Origin of the sequence: Verrucosispora sp. WMMD573 (assembly GCF_027497175.1) — a bacterium.
Taxonomy (GTDB): Bacteria; Actinomycetota; Actinomycetes; order Mycobacteriales; family Micromonosporaceae; genus Micromonospora.
The window spans coordinates 730,322-745,265 of record NZ_CP114901.1; the positions used below are offsets into that span (position 1 = coordinate 730,322).

General features: G+C 71.0%; 13 protein-coding genes. 2 read left to right on the plus strand and 11 right to left on the minus strand.

Annotated features, from left to right (window positions below):
• Nucleotide 1: 1 nt before the first annotated feature.
• The 8 genes from O7601_RS03410 to O7601_RS03445 all read right to left on the minus strand — a co-directional run bounded on the left by O7601_RS03410 (nucleotide 2) and on the right by O7601_RS03445 (nucleotide 8,360).
• A complete protein-coding gene (locus tag O7601_RS03410) occupies nucleotides 2–748 on the minus strand; it encodes an SDR family oxidoreductase (protein ID WP_281564813.1) in 747 nt (248 codons plus the stop codon).
• 165 nt (nucleotides 749–913) lie between these two features.
• Nucleotides 914–2,044, minus strand: a complete 1,131-nt coding sequence (locus O7601_RS03415; RefSeq protein ID WP_281564814.1) for a branched-chain amino acid ABC transporter permease — start codon at nucleotides 2,042–2,044, stop codon at nucleotides 914–916.
• Nucleotides 2,041–2,931, minus strand: a complete 891-nt coding sequence (locus O7601_RS03420) for a branched-chain amino acid ABC transporter permease (protein WP_281564815.1) — start codon at nucleotides 2,929–2,931, stop codon at nucleotides 2,041–2,043. Before O7601_RS03420 ends, O7601_RS03415 begins: the two co-directional genes overlap by 4 nt.
• Complete coding sequence (locus tag O7601_RS03425) at nucleotides 2,931–3,755, minus strand: ABC transporter ATP-binding protein (protein ID WP_281564816.1); 825 nt, start codon at nucleotides 3,753–3,755, stop codon at nucleotides 2,931–2,933. The genes O7601_RS03420 and O7601_RS03425 overlap by 1 nt, the downstream gene beginning before the upstream one ends.
• Complete coding sequence (locus O7601_RS03430) at nucleotides 3,752–4,495, minus strand: ABC transporter ATP-binding protein (protein ID WP_281564817.1); 744 nt, start codon at nucleotides 4,493–4,495, stop codon at nucleotides 3,752–3,754. Before O7601_RS03430 ends, O7601_RS03425 begins: the two co-directional genes overlap by 4 nt.
• A 7-nt stretch (nucleotides 4,496–4,502) precedes the next feature.
• A complete protein-coding gene (locus O7601_RS03435; protein WP_281564818.1) occupies nucleotides 4,503–5,708 on the minus strand; it encodes a substrate-binding domain-containing protein in 1,206 nt (401 codons plus the stop codon).
• A gap of 728 nt (nucleotides 5,709–6,436) precedes the next feature.
• Nucleotides 6,437–6,898 (minus strand): hypothetical protein, encoded by a 462-nt coding sequence (locus O7601_RS03440; RefSeq protein ID WP_281564819.1) that lies wholly within the window; start codon nucleotides 6,896–6,898, stop codon nucleotides 6,437–6,439.
• A 340-nt stretch (nucleotides 6,899–7,238) separates the two neighbouring features.
• Entirely contained in the window at nucleotides 7,239–8,360 is a 1,122-nt protein-coding gene (locus O7601_RS03445; protein WP_281564820.1) for a glycerophosphodiester phosphodiesterase, read from the minus strand.
• A gap of 195 nt (nucleotides 8,361–8,555) precedes the next feature.
• Between O7601_RS03445 and O7601_RS03450 the strand changes: the two genes are divergently transcribed.
• A complete protein-coding gene (locus O7601_RS03450; protein ID WP_281564821.1) occupies nucleotides 8,556–9,890 on the plus strand; it encodes a potassium transporter TrkG in 1,335 nt (444 codons plus the stop codon).
• Nucleotides 9,880–10,551: a TrkA family potassium uptake protein gene (locus O7601_RS03455; RefSeq protein WP_281564822.1), complete on the plus strand. Its 672-nt coding sequence runs from the start codon at nucleotides 9,880–9,882 to the stop codon at nucleotides 10,549–10,551. The genes O7601_RS03450 and O7601_RS03455 overlap by 11 nt, the downstream gene beginning before the upstream one ends.
• A gap of 9 nt (nucleotides 10,552–10,560) precedes the next feature.
• On the opposite strand, the gene O7601_RS03460 is transcribed toward O7601_RS03455, so the two are convergent.
• From O7601_RS03460 to O7601_RS03470, 3 genes are all read right to left on the minus strand, one after another.
• Nucleotides 10,561–12,222, minus strand: coding sequence for a serine/threonine-protein kinase (locus tag O7601_RS03460; protein WP_281564823.1), 1,662 nt, complete (start codon nucleotides 12,220–12,222; stop codon nucleotides 10,561–10,563).
• Between the two features lie 71 nt (nucleotides 12,223–12,293).
• Entirely contained in the window at nucleotides 12,294–13,847 is a 1,554-nt protein-coding gene (locus O7601_RS03465) for a fused MFS/spermidine synthase (RefSeq protein WP_281564824.1), read from the minus strand.
• Between the two features lie 36 nt (nucleotides 13,848–13,883).
• On the minus strand, nucleotides 13,884–14,888 hold the full coding sequence (locus O7601_RS03470; protein WP_281566776.1) for a hypothetical protein: 1,005 nt from the start codon (nucleotides 14,886–14,888) through the stop codon (nucleotides 13,884–13,886).
• Nucleotides 14,889–14,944 lie beyond the last annotated feature (56 nt).

The window sequence follows — 14,944 nt, forward strand, 5'->3', positions numbered from 1 at the left end:
GTCAGCGGCCGAGCACCGACCCGCCGTTGACCCCGAGCACCTGGCCGGTGACGTAGCCGGCGGCGGGACTCGCCAGGTAGCGCACCGACGCGGCGACGTCGTCCGGCACCCCGGCCCGGCCGACCAGGGTCGCGGCCACCCGCTGCGCGTGGCCCTCCGGGGTCATCCGGCCGGCGAAGAACTCGGTCTCCGCGACGTAGCCCGGGCTGACCACGTTGACCGTGATCTGGTCCGGCCCGAGCTGAGCCGCGAGGCTGTACGCCCACCCGTGCAACGCCGCCTTCGCCGCCGAGTACGCGTCACCGCCACCGCGCTGCGCGGCGATGGAGCTGATCAGGATCACCCGCCCGCCGGGCCGGCGCAGTGCCGGTCGCAACGCCTCGGTGAGCAGCACCGCGGTGAGCACGTTGGTGTCCAGGGTCGCCCGCCAGTTCGCGGCGATTCCGGCGAGCGTGTCCCTGTCCGCGCTGTGGTAGCCGCCAGCGTTGTTGACCAGCACGTCGACCGGTCGTTCACCGACCGCCTCGACCACCTTCACCACCTCGTCGGGGTCGGTGAGGTCCGCCGTCACGGCACGGATCGCGTCGGGACGGCCGCATTCGGCGCCGATCCGCTCGGTGGTCGCCGTGAGCACCTCCGCGCGCCGGCCCACGACCAGCACCGAGCACCCGTCCACGACGAGCGCCCGCGCCACGGCCGCTCCGATCCCCGTACCGCCGCCGCTGACCACGGCCAACCGCTCGCTCATGCCGTCCTTCCCGCCACCGCTCGTCCCGTACGCTTCCGTCCGGATCCGTCACCGCCGTTCCGTGGCGCGGATGCCCGCCCGGAGGTCGGGCTGGACCGGAGCACCGATCTTGAGGCTAGCGCGGCGGGACGACACGCCGTCCGTGCCGTCCCGCCGACCTCGTGATCAACCCTGGTGCCGGGCACCGGGACGCAGGGAGTCACGGAGTAGGGCCAGGCGAGGTGCGAGGCTGGCCAGGCCGCCGGGGAAGAAGTAGACGGCCAGGATGAAAACCGTGCCGAGCACGAACAGCGGCTGGGACAGCGGCCGGCTGAGGAACGCTGGTAGCGCGTTCACCGCGTCGGAGGTGCCGAACGACACCAGTCGGTGATCGAGGTACATGTAGAGGATGCCGCCCAGCACCGGGCCCCACCGGGTACCCGGCCCGCCGAGGACCACCATCACCAGCAGCGACAGGGTCAGTTCGCTGCTGGTGATGTGCGGCGAGGCACCGCCGACGATCAGGCAGTAGACCGCCCCGCCAGCCGCCGCGAGACCACCGGCCAGGGTGAAGGCGACCAGCTTGAATCGGTACGAATCCAACCCGAGCACACCGATGCGGCGCTCGTCGTCGCGGAGCCCGGCCAGCACCCGACCGGTCGGCGAGGCACTGACCCGGTGCACCACGAACACCACCACCACGAGATACGCCAGCGCCAACCAGTACAGGTTGACCGTGTTGGTGACCCCGACCAGCCCGTCCGGCAGCCCGACCACGTCCAGCGGCAGCCCTTCCTCACCGCCGGTGAGCCCACCGAAGTCCCGGGCCACCAGGATCGCCCCGACCTGTGCGAACGCCAGCGTCACCATGGCGAAGGCGATGCCGACCGTACGCAGCGCCACCGCGCCGAGCAGCCCGGCGAGGATGGTTCCGCCGACGATGGCCAGCGGCGCGGCCTGCCACAGCGGCAGCCCGGCCCGGGTGATCAGGATGTCGGTGCCGTAGACACCAGCGGCGAAGTAGAGGGCGTGACCGAACGAGAGCATCCCGGTACGGCCGAACAGCAGGTCGTAACCGGCCGCCAGACCGCCGAAAATCAGACACACGGCGAGCAGTTGCAGGGTGCCCGGCGAGTTCAGTGCGCCCTCGAAGATGCCTGGCAGGTGCAGCGTCGAGTACGGCAGGATCAGCGCCACCGCCAGCGCGACCAGCGGTAGGAACGGTCGGAGTCGGCCCCAGCGGCCCGGTCGCCCGGTCAACTCGTCGGGCACCGCGGCCGGCGGTGCCGAAACCTCGGGGCTCTTGACCTCGGTCATGCCGTTACCGCCTTTCCGGCGATGCCCTGCGGGCGCAGCAGCAGCACCACGGCCAGCAGCGCCACCACGCAGATGTCACCGAGCCCGGAGGTGCCGTAGTAGTTGACGAACTGTTGCAGCAGCCCGACCGCGACCGCCGCGTACGCGGACCCGACCACCGAGCCCATGCCGCCGATGACGACCACGATGAACGCGAAGATCAGCAGCGAGCCGCCCTGCTGCGGCGAGACGGTGCCGAAATAGACGCTGCCCAGCGCCCCGGCCAACGCCGCTGCCGCCCCGCCGATGGCGAAGACCAGGGTGAACGCCTTACGTACGTCGATGCCGAGCGCGGTCACCATCTCCCGGTTCTCCACTCCCGCCCGGATGATCAGGCCGTAGCGGGTCCAGCGGAGGAAGGCCAGGATCGCACCGAGCACCAGCGCCGCGGCGACGATCAGTAGCAGACCTCCGTTTGGCACCTGCGCGCCGAAGATCGAGGTCACCTCGCGGGTCCAGGCCGGGCGCGGGAACGGTCGGGCGTCCGCGCCCCAGGTGGCCTGCAACAACGCCACACCGGCCAGCGAGAGGCCGACGGTGACCAGCACCTGCTCGATGGTGCGCGAGTAGAGCGGCCGAATCAGCACCAGTTCAACGAGCACCGCCATCAGCGTGCCGGCGGCCACCCCGAAGACGACCGCGACCACGAAGCCGAGGCCGTCCGGGCCGGCGCCGGGCAGGTTCCCCGCCGCCCACCAGGTGGCGTACGCGCCGACGCCGAGGAAGAGCCCGTGGGCAAAGTTGAGTACGTCGGCCAGGCCGAAGACCAACGACAGCCCGGAGGCGACCAGGAAGTAGAGGGCAGCCAGGCCGAGCCCGGTGAGCGTCAGCAGAATGATCGCGTCCATCAGCTGCCGTCCTCCGGGGCCGACGCGGCGGCTGCCGACTGGCCGGCGGGTTCGCGGTCGGCGGTGGGTTTGCGGTCGGCGGCCGACTGGCCGGCGGGCTGGTGGCTCTCGGCTGAGCCGACACCGAGCAGGGACCGGGTCAGCGCGGTCTCCAACAGCAACTCCTGGGCGTCACCGGCCCAGGCGACCCGCCCGGCGGCGAGCACCACCGCGTCGCGGGCCAGCCGCCGGACCACCGCCAGGTTCTGCTCGACCAGCAGCACCGGCACGGACTCCGCGACCCGTTCCAGCACCTCGGCCACCTCGGTCACCACCTTCGGCGCCAACCCCTTGGTCGGCTCGTCGACCAGCAGCAGCCGGTTGTCGTTGAGCAGCACCCGGCCGATGGCGAGCATCTGCTGCTGCCCGCCGGAAAGCGATCCGGCGCGCTGCCGGGAACGCCGGTTCAGCTCGGGAAAGAGGGCGAACACCCGGTCGTACGCCGGGGTGGTGCCGCGCCGCTCGGCGAGCCGCAGGTTCTCCGCGACGGTGAGCCCGGCGAAGACACAGCGGTCCTCCGGGACGTAGCCGAGCCCACCGCGGACCAGGCGATGGGTCCGCTGAGACAGCAGGCTCTGGGCACCCATCCGGACCGTGCCGCGCACCTCGCCGTTGCGCGGCGTCAGGCCGACGATGGCGCGCAGCGTGGTGGTCTTGCCGACCCCGTTGCGGCCGAGCAGCACGGTGACTCCGGTCGGAGCGACCGTGAACGACACTCCCTGGAGGATGTGCAGCCCGGCGATCCGGACCGACAGCTCCTCCACGGTCAGTACGGGTTCGCTCACAGCGACTCCCCGAGGTAGGCCTCTTGCACTGTCGGGTTGGCCATCACCGTCTCAGGCGTGTCACACGCCAGCAGCGCGCCGTGGTGCATCACGGCGATCCGGTCGGCCAGTTCGAGGATCACGTCCATGTGGTGCTCCACCATCAGCACCGCCCGGCCGCTGTCCCCGGTCAACGAACGGATCACCTGGACCAGTTCCGGCACGTCCTCGGCGCTGACCCCGGCCATCGGCTCGTCGAGCAGCATCACCCGTGGCTCGCCGGCCAGCAGCAGGGCGATCTCCAGCTTCCGCTTCTCGCCGTGAGCGAGGGTACCGGCCAGCGCCGTACCCCGGTGGGCCAGGCCGACCCGGTCGAGCGCCGTGTCGGCGGCGGCGGCGACCTCCCGGTCGGCCGCCGCCCGCCGCCACAACTTGAGCGAACCCCCGCGGTGTGCCTGCACGGCGAGCCGGACGTTCTCCCGCACGCTCAGCGAGCCGAACACCGAGGACGCCTGGAAGGTACGGCCCAGGCCCAGCCGGGCCCGCCGGTGCGGCGGCAGGTCGGAGATGTCCTGCCCGTCCAGGGTCACCCGACCTTCGGTGGCCCGTCGCAGGCCGGTGATCAGGTTGAACAGCGAGGTCTTGCCGGCACCGTTGGGACCGATCACGCCGAGGAACTCCCCGGGTGCCAGGTCCAGATAGACGGAGTCGACGATGGACACCTCACCGATCCGCCAGGTCAGACCGCGGGTGGCGAGCATCTCCGCCTCAGCCCTTCATCGCCTGGACCGGGGGCGCGGTCTCGTCGGCGGTGAGCGCCTTCTGCGCGGTCGCGGTGAAGGTGTCGCCGCTGCCGGTCAGGCTCGCCTGGTACATCGGCTGGAGCAGCGCGTGGTCCTCGGCGCGGATGGTCATGCTGCCCTTGACGCTCTCGAAGCTCCAGCCCTCCAGCGCGGTGACCATCTTCTCGACGTCGTCGCCGCCCTCGGCGACGGCGCGGACCACCATCTGCGCGGCGGCGAACCCGTCCGGGTGGAACAGGTCGAGCGTGCCGCCGGGGACCTTCGCCTTGGCGGCCTTGGCCGCCTCGGTGTCGCTGGCGCCGTCGAAGTAGTGCGACAGGAAGGAGATCTTGCTACCGGCGGCACCGAAGGTGGGCCAGGAGGCGCGGATGTCCAGGCCGGTGACGACCGTGGTGGAGGTGAGCACCCCCTGCTGGTCCAGGGTCTGCCACATGGCCGGGGCGGTGGTGCCGGCCCAGGCGACGAAGAGCAGGTCCGGCTTGGCGGCCTTGATCTGGCTGGCGAACGGGGTGAACTCGGTCGCGCTGGCCGGTGCCCGGACGGCGCTGACGCTCGCGCCCGCCTCGCCGATGACGGCCTTGACGGCGGCCTCGTTGGCGTCGCCGAAGGCGCCGTCCTGGGCGAACACCACCACCTTCTTGCCGGCCGGGTCGCCGATGAACGACTTCGCGGTCACCACGTCCTGGTACGACTGCCGGCCAGAGCGGAAGGTGTACTTGTTCGCACCGGTCACCGCGTCCGTGGCGGCCGGCCCGGAGATGAACAGCACCTTGTTCTGCGCGGCGATCGGGGCAACCTGGAGCGCCACGCCCGAGGCCGTCGAACCGGCGATGATCTTGTTGCCCTTGCCGATCAGATCCTTGGCTGCGGAGACCGCCTTCGCCGGGTCACCGGCGTCGTCGACCTCGGTGATCTCGATCGCTCGATCGCCCACCTTGTTGGTGCCGTCGGTGGCGAAGTCCAGGCCGGCCCTGAACCCCTCGATGTACTGCTTTCCGTAACTGGCCAGCGCTCCCGACTGGGAGTAGACCAGACCAACCTTCACCGGGGCGGCGCTGTCGCCGCCACCGTTGGCGGTGTCCTGGGGGCTGCCACAGGCCGTGGCGGCGATCGCCGCGGCCATCATCGTGGCGGCGGAGATGAACACCCGCCGTGTCGTCCGGACCGTCATTGCGACTCCACGTGAGGACTCAGAGGGAGGAACCTTATGTGTCGGCTCACGCTAGAAGTGACGTCACCCACGGGCCATGTGGTCGAAACACACAAGTAACCGGGGTGGGGTGGGCTCGGCTTACAGCATCAGTGACCCTGTGCCGGCGGCCTGCCGAGGCGACAGGGGCCACCTCCCCAAACGTCGAGACACGATGTGTCGCCCACACCCACGCTAGGCCCGCCCGCCGAGACCGACGCCCGCACGCCAGCAACGATGGGTGGTCGCGCAAGGCAGCAACATCCCCGAAACTGCGGGGTCGCCAGCGCCGGAGGCAGCAACATACCCGAAGTTGCAGGCTAGACCGGGCGGGGTGGGGTGGGGTGGGGGTTGGGCGGAGTGGGGTGGGCAGGGCTGGGGGTTGGGCGGGGTTGGGGTTGGGGTTGGGGGTTGGGCGGGGGTGGATTGGGCGGGGTGGGTGGCACTTACAGGCCCGGAGCCTGGGCACATCCGACCCAGCACAGCGGTGGTCGCCCGCTGCCACGGTTCGAGGCCGTCATGTGTCGCCCCCGCCACGGTCCGCCGCCACTCGCGGGCGCGGCCGCTCTCTGCCGATGTCGCCCCCGCCACGGTCCGCCGCCACTCGCGGGCGCGGCCGTCCTCTGCCGACGACGAGTTGCGGCATGTCGGAGGCGCCCGGGCCAGCCGAAGGCACAGGTTGCGGTGTCTCGTGGGACGGCGGCCTGTTTCTACTCGGCAGTCAACTGCTCGGCCAGTCTGTCCAGGCCGCTTTTGATCAACCGGCCGTAGTCGTCGTCAGCAAGCTCGGCCATCCCCGCCTCCGCGCGTTGGAGGTGGTTCCGGGCCAGGTCGAGATCACCCAGTCTGCGGTAGCAGTCACCGAGGTTGAGGTGCAGTGACGGATACAGGCCGGCCACGGTCATCGGCACGCCGGCCTCCGCGACCCGGGCGTCGGTGATCTGGTCGGCCGCCGCGAGCGCCCGCTGATCCCAGAGCAACTCCCGGTGAACGTCGTCCTGCACATCGGCCATCGAGTGGGCGAGGACGCATACGTGCAAGGGGTCGCCCCGCTCCCCGCCGATCTCGTCCCAGATCTGCGCGAACAGGTCGCGAGCGGCCTCGCGCTGGCCTTGTTGATGGTGCAACTCGACCCCGTGGCCGATGCGAACCAGTGTGGCATCCGTGATCATCAGCGCCCCAACCCGCCGGTCCTCCGCAGCCCGCCCGCCCGCCCCGCCGACTCTACGTCCGCGACCCGCGATGCGATGCCCCGCAACACCGCGGGAACGGCGGTGGTCGCGGGAAGGGAGACAGCAACATCTCCGAAGTTGCAGGGTCGCCAGCGCCCGAGGCAGCAGTATCCCCGAAGTTGCAGGGTCGCCAGCGCCCGAGGCAGCAGTATCCCCGAAGTTGCAGGCTTGGCCGGGGACGGGGCGGGCGGGGGGCGGGGGGCGGGGCAGGGTTGGGTTGGGTTGGGCGGCCCGCCGGCTGGAGTGGACGGCGGGCCGATCGGTGCGAGTGGCGTGACGGTCAGGGGCGGGGTAGGGCGGCGCGGGCCGCGACTGCGGTGTCGGGGTGGTCGGTGAAGACGCCGTCGAGGCCGAGGCGGTAGAACAGCTCGTACTCGGACTGGATGTCGCCGCGGGCGTTCGGGTCGGTGCCGATCCGGAAGTCGGCCGGCAGGAACTGGTTCTCCGCCCGGAAGGTCCAGGCGTGCACGATCAGCTTCTCCTTGTGCGCGTCCCTGATCAGCGTCGTGGGGGCGAGCAGCCTGCCGGCCGGGTCGCGGGGCACGACCAGGTCCTTGTGCACTCCGATGCCGTCGGCGTAGCGGGAGATCCAGTGCAGGCCGGCGGGGGTCGCCAGGTCACGGTACGTGCGGGTGTCGCCGGCCACGGTGAAGTCGTACGGCTGGCCGGCGGCGTTGAGCAGCTGGGCCAACCGTACGTCGATCATCCGGTCCAGCCGCCGCAGGTTGGCCGTCTCGAAGGACTGGATGATCACCGGAGCGTGCCGATTGGTCATTTTGTTCCGGCGCAGCGTCTCGACCAGCGGCGCTTCGAGCGGCAGGCCGACCGAGGCGAAGTACGTCGGGTGCTTGGTCTCCGGGTAGACGCCGATCACCCGGCCACGCGCCCGACCCTCGACCCGGGCCAGGTCGATCACCTCCTGGAAGGTCGGCACCTGGAACTGGCCGTCGAACGCGGTGTTCGTCACGCGTACCTGGGGCAGCCGCTCCTTGGCCCGCAGCGTCCGCAGTTCGGCCAGGGTGAAGTCCTCGGTGAACCAGCCGGTCACCGACACCCCGTCGATGGTCTTCGTGGTCCGGCGGTCGGCGAACTCGGGCTTGGCCGCCACGTCGGTCGTACCGCTGATCTCGTTCTCGTGCCGGGCGACCAGCACACCGTCGGCGGTCGACACCAGATCCGGTTCGATGTAGTCGGCACCCATCCGGATCGCCAGCCGGTACGCCTCCAGCGTGTGCTCCGGCCGGTAGCCGCTGGCGCCCCGGTGGCCGATGACGATGGGCTGATCACCGACGCGGGCCGGGTCCGTGCCGCCGGCCGGCTTGGCCGTGGCGACCATGGGTGTGGCCACGGCGGCGGCGAGCAGGGTCACCGACACACCGAGGGCGGAAAGGGTACGTCGCAACGCGGTCTCCTTGACTCGTCGGGGGACCGCCTCAGCAGACCTGCCCGGGCTGACCGGCAGTTGGTCCGCGCCTGACCATCCGGTGAATCCTCCGCCGTTGCGTCCGGTGAAGCAGAGCAAGGGAGGGCCGGCGACGACGGGCGTCGGGATGGCGGTTCAGGCCCGGAACGGCGTGCAGAATCGGAAGATTGTCTGGTGCGTCGATTCTTTCGTCACCCGGTGCGGCTCGTGCCGCTGGTCTTCCTGGTGGCGATCCTGATCGGCACCGGCCTGCTGATGCTGCGGCCGATGACCATCGAGTACCAGCACGCCCCCTTCATGACCGCGCTGTTCACCGCCACCTCGGCCGTCTCGGTCACCGGCCTGACCATCACCGACACCCCGAACTACTGGTCCGGCTCCGGGCTGGTGCTCATCACCGTGCTCACCCAACTTGGCGGGCTCGGCATCCTCACCGGCGCCGCGCTGGTGATCCTCACCGTGTCCCGGCGGCTGGGGCTGCACAACCGGCTGCTGTTGCGGGCCGAGACCGCGGAGTACGGGCTCGGCGACGTGCGCCGGCTGCTGCTGCGCATCGCCACCACGGTATTCGCCTGCGAGCTGGTGATGACCGTAATCGTCACCGGGCGGCTCTGGCTGGCCTACGACCAACCGTTCTGGAATGCCCTCTGGTCCGCCGGGTTCCACTCCATCCAGGCATTCAACAACTCCGGATTCTCGCTCTACCGCGACGGTCTGCTGGCCTTCTCCCGCGACCCGTGGGTCAGCCTGCCGTTGGCCCTCGGCGCGATCATCGGCGGTCTCGGATTTCCGGCCATGTTCGAGGCCGTCCGGGAATGGCGGCAACCGGCCCGCTGGGCGGTCGCCACCAAGCTGACCATCTGGGGCAGTGCGGCGCTTGTCGCCTTCGGTGCGGTCGCGTTCCTGGCCGCCGAGTGGGCCAACCCGTTCACCGTCGGCCAGTACGACGTGCCCGGCAAGGTGGTCGCAGCGTTCACGCAGATCGCGCTGGCCCGCACCGGCGGTTTTGAGGTGGTGCCGACCGAGCTGCTGCGGGAGGAGAGTTACACCCTGCTGACCGGATTGATGTTCATCGGTGGCGGCAGCGCCAGCACCGCCGGTGGGATCAAGGTCTCCACCTTCTTCCTGCTCGCTTTCGTCATCTGGGCGGAGGTCCGCGGCGAGCCGGACGTCACGGTCGGGCACCGCCGGATCGCCACCGCCAGCCAGCGGCAGGCCCTCACCGTCGCGCTGCTCAGCGTCGCGATCGTCGCCGCCGGGACCGCCGCGCTGATCGCGATGACCGACAAGCTTCCGTTCTATGCCGCATTGTTCGAGGTCACATCGGCGTTCAGCACCACCGGGCTCTCGGTGGGCGTGCTGTCCTCCCTCTCCGACGGTGGTCAGTTTCTGCTGACCGTGCTCATGTACGTCGGCCGGGTCGGGCCGCTCACCTTCGGCTCGGCGATCGCGCTGAACACCAGACGCAGGCTGTACCGATACCCAGAGGAGCAACCCATTGTCGGATAGGACATCGGACCCGGGCGGCATCGCCGTGATCGGCCTCGGCCGGTTCGGCAGCCATCTGGCCGAATCGCTCTCCGCCCTCGGCCGCGAGGTGTTGGCCGTCGACCGGGACGCCCAGCAGGTGCAGAAGTGGTCGTCGATGCTCGACCAGGTGGCGCAGGCCGATGCCACCGACGAGGGCGCGCTGCGCCAGCTCGGCCTGACCGACCTGCCCCGGGCGGTGGTGGCCATCGGCGCCTCCGTCGAGGCCAGCGTGCTCACCGTGCTCGCCCTGGTGGAGCTGGGCATTCCGCAGATTTGGGCCCGGGCGACCTCGGGTCAGCACGCGAAGATCCTCTCCTCGGTGGGTGCGCACCGCGTGATCTTTCCCGAGGCGGAGACCGGTGAGCGGCTCGCCCACCTGATCATCAGCCGGACGCTCGACCTCGTCGAGTTCGATGAGGCCTTCGCGGTGGCGCGGATCCGCGTTCCGCGGTCGCTCGCGGGTCGCCCGACCAGCGAGATCCAGCTGCTGGACCGCTACGGGATACGGGTGATCGGCATCAAGCGATCCGGCGAGCAGCGGTACCGGTACGTCTCGGGCGACATGCAACTCGTCGATGACACGATTCTCATCGTGGAGGGGACCATCGAACAGGTTCAGCGCTTCTCCACGCTGTCCTGACCGGTCAGCTCACCGGCCGGGGCCCTTGCCGGGTTTACCCGGCTGCGGCTTCCCGCCGCCCTTGCCCTTTCCCTTGCCCTCGTCCGGCTTGGCCTTCTCGGGTTTGGGCTCCTTGGCCTTCGGTTTGGAGCCGCCCGACCCGGCCTTGCCGGCGGTTGCCTTCACCGTCTTGGCCGTAGCCGACTCGGTGGGTGCCGGCTTGGTGGTGGGCGCGGTGCCGGCCACGCCGGAGACCTGTACCCGGCACACCGCCGTGCCGACCCGGAACTCGACCGGCAGCGGGTTCGTCCCGGAGTACCGCCCGGTCAGGTTCACCTTCTCGGTGGCGCCTGGTGCCAGCGCCGGCCGCTGCGGGACCGGTTGCACCGCCACCGACCGACCCTGTTGCCGTACCGGTGCCGGAGTCGCGCCGGTCACCTGCTGCTCGCCGGGGAACGCGAAGCTCATGGTCCAGTCGCGCAGTTCGCGCTCCCCGGTGTTGGTCAGGCTCAACTCCGCGGTGAAGTCCTTGCCGGAGTCCTTGCGCAGCGCGTACGTCACCTGGCAGGGAATTTCCTGTTCGCCGCCGATGCGCGCCTGGGTCGGCTGGTCGATTCCGCCGCTGGCGGGGCTGTGCGACGTGACCCCCCAGACCGCCGCCGTGACCGCCATCAGCCCGGCGGCGGCCGTCACCACCTCGATCCGCCGCCGACGGTTCAGACGGCGACGGGTGCGCAGGCCGGCCAGGGGCAGCGCGTCGGTCGCCGCGGACCAGGGCAGGATCGTGGTACCGGCTTCGGCCAGCGACGACGGGTCAGTGTCGCCCACACCGGTGCCCGCCGGCACCGTCGGCACCTTGCCGGCCGCCTCGGCGAGAACCCGGGCCAGTTCGCCGGTGCCCGGCCGATCCGCCGGTCGCTTCGCCAGGCAGCGCTGGACGAGGTCGGCGACGCCGCCGGGCAGGCCCGGCACGTCGGGCATCGGTTCCGGCTCGCGGTACATGTGGGCGCGCAGCATCTGGGTGGTGGTGTCGGCCTGCCAGGGCAGCCGGCCGGTGAGCATCCGGTACAGCAGCAGCCCGACCGCGTACACGTCGGTGGCCGGGCTGACCTGGCCATTGTCGAGCCGTTCCGGAGCGAGGTAGGCCGGGGTGCCGAGCAGGGTGCCGTCGGGCCCCTTCTCGCTCTCACCGACCAGCGCGGAGATGCCGAAGTCGACCACCTTCACCCCGGTCGCGGTGAGCATCACGTTGCCGGGGGTGACGTCGCGGTGCACCACACCCCTGGCGTGCGCGGTGGCCAGCGCGGAGGCGACCTCGGCCGCCACCGTCACCGCCTCCCGCCACGGCAGGCGTCCGTCGCGGGCCAGCCGCGCGGTCAGCGGACCACCGTCGATCAGTTCCATCACCACGTACGGCACGGTCAACCCGACCTGCACGGACTCGCCGTAGTCGTACACGTTCGTGATGTTGGGGTGGCAGAGCCGGGCGGCGGCCTGGGCCTCGATCCGGATCCGGTGCCGAAACGCCCGGTCGCTGGCCAGCCGGGAGGCGAGCACCTTCACCGCCACCTGCCGGCCGAGCACCTCGTCGTAGCCCCGCCAGACCACCGACATGCCGCCCGCGCCGAGCTGTTCGATGAGCCGGTACCGCTCACCGAGCAGTTGCGCGCCTCTGCTCACCGCACCACCCATGGTCGGCGTTGTTGCCCGACGTGAGGCCGCCTACACCTTTCTGGTCTGATTCGGTCACGGATGTCACCCGATCAGGCGGTGGCGAGCAGTTGGTCCACCGGGGCGTAGTCGTCGGTGAGCACCAGCGCGTCGCCGACGAAGTCCGTCAGGTCACCGCCGCTGAGCAGACTGGCCGGCTCGTTGGCGTCGTCGAGCCGGGCCCGTACCGCGGCAAGTGGTAGCGGCGCGTCCGAGGCCATGATGAGGAAGTTGGCACCCCGCTCGCCGGCCAGCGCCTCGGGCGGGGCGACCAGAGCGACGTGGGTGAACTCGGCGGCGACGGTGGCCACCTCGCTGCGGATGAACCGCAGCGGCGGGTAGTCGATGACGTTCTGGACGTACACGCCTCCCGGGCGGGTCACCCGGCGGATCTCGGCGGCCATCTCCCTGGTCGCCAGGTGCCAGGGCACCACCAGGTGCCCGAAGGCGTCGCCCACCACGAAGTCCCGGCTGTCGGTCGCCTCGTCGGCCACCAGCATCCGGGCGTCACCCACCACCGCCCGCAGGTCCGGTCCCTGGCGTACGCCGAGTCGCCGCTCCCCCAACTCGACCAGCCCGCCGTCGATCTCGAACACCAGGTTGTCCGTGGCGGGCCGGGTGGCGGTCAGGTAACGCGGGACGGTGAATCCGCCCCCACCCAGGTGCAGCGCGTCGAGCCGCTGCCCCTCAGGTGCGATCACGTCGGCCACCGCCCCGATCCACCGGGTGTACGCGTACTCCAGGTGGGTCGGGTCGGCCAGGTCCACGTACGAGTGCTGGGCCGAGTTGAGCAGCAGCGTCCGTCCGCTGGCCCGACCCGGATCGGCCTGGACGCGGGCACAGTGGTACGCCGTCTCAACGTCGCAGGGATTCGGGGCGACCATGGTCAGCCCGGCCCCGGCCAGGCCGAGCACCGCCAGGGCGGCCTTGACCCGGGCCGGTCCGGGCAGGGCGGCCCGATCCTGCCGGTGCAGGTACACCCCGAGCGCGATACCGGTGATGCCGAGGGACGCGGCCAACCCGAACAGGATGACGGTACTGGGCAGGGCGGCCACCAGCACGAACCCGGTGACCAGGGTGGCCGTGACGGCACCGAGGGTGCCGATGCCGGAGAGCCGCCCGACTACCTGGCCGGTACGGCGTAGGTCGGCTAGCTGGAGTTTGATCACCAGTGGGCTGACCGCCGAGAGCAGCATCGCGGGCGCGAACACGGCGACCGCGACCAGCAGCAGGACCGCGCTGGCCGCGCCGCCGCGCAGCACCTCACCGGCGTACCGCACCGCCGGTAGGGTGATCGCGGTGGCGATGCCGGAGAGCACCAGCGCCGGGGCCAGGAGCGTACGGGGGTTGCGCCGGTCGGCCAGCCAGCCGCCCGCCCACGCGCCGTAGGCGATCGCGGCCAACGCGATGCCGATGACCGAGCTGGTCACCTGGAGGGTCACCCCGACGTACGGCCCGACCAGACGCAATGCGGCGGTCTCCAGGACCAGGACGGCACCGCTGGAGTAGAAGACCAGGAACGCGGCGAGCCCGTTGGGCAGGGCCCGAGGCGCCTCCGGCGGGGACGGCGCGGACGGGGCCGCCACGTCAGGCGATGGAGAGTTCATCGTGGCGATGGTACGCAGCGGCCCCGGGCCGGCGGGTCAGTACATCGAGAGATGAACGTGGTTCGTGTGGTCGGCGGCCGGGCTGCCGCTACCGCTGTACGCCCGCCAGCCGGTGCCCGGGTGCCAGATCTGGCGGTACCAGATGACGTAGAGCACCCCGAGCCGATCGGCGTTGCGGACGTGCCAGGCGGCCAGGCTGTCACCGTACGACTTGTCGCCACCGGTCGCCGTGCGGTCCTCGAAGCCGTTCGTGGCGGCGGAGAAGTCGCAGGCCCGACCCTTGGGGTGCTCGCCGGAGCCGCCGCTGCGGTAGCAGGACACGTGCCGCTTGTATCCGGCGGCCTGGGTCTGATTCAGCGCGTGCAGGGTGCGGGGCGTGATGCAGCCCGAGGTGGTCGGGTCGTTCACCGAGCACGACTCGCCGGGCCAGGAGCCGTCGGAGTTACGCGGCGCCGGCTTCGCCGAGGTGGAACTGCCGCCGCTGAACCCGCCGCCGCTGCCCGAGCTGACCGCGGCCAGGGCCGCCTCGGCCTCCTTCTTCTTCTTCGCCATCACGGCCAACTGCTTGGTCTGTTCGCGCACCTCGGCGTTGATCGCGAGCTTCGCCTGCCGGGCCTGCTCACGCGCCTCGGTCAGGTCCCGGATCCGGCGGCTGTCCCGCTGGGCCATCATGTCCAGGTTGGCGGCCCGCTGCACGAACGCCTCCGGGGTCGCGCTGTCCAGTAGCACGGCAGCCGGGCTGAGCCGCCCGACCCGGTACGACTGCGCGGCCACCTCACCGACCATGGCGGTCAGCTCGTCCAGCCGGCCCTCCATCGCGGACAACTCCTTGGCCATCTGCTGCTGCCGCTTCTTGGAGCCGTCCAGCTTGCGCTTGGCGTCGATGTGCGCCTTGGCGGTGGCTTCCAGGGCGTCCCGCAGCTTCTTGCTGCCACCCTCGTTGGGCTCGGCGTACGCCGGCACGGCACCCATGCCGAGCAGCAGCGCCACGCCGGCGAGCAGGGCGATCAGCGACCGGCGAACATCCCGCCGGACGGACATGGACCTGCGCACGAAAGCATCCTTTCGTCGGCCGCCGGCCCCCGATGAGCACCACT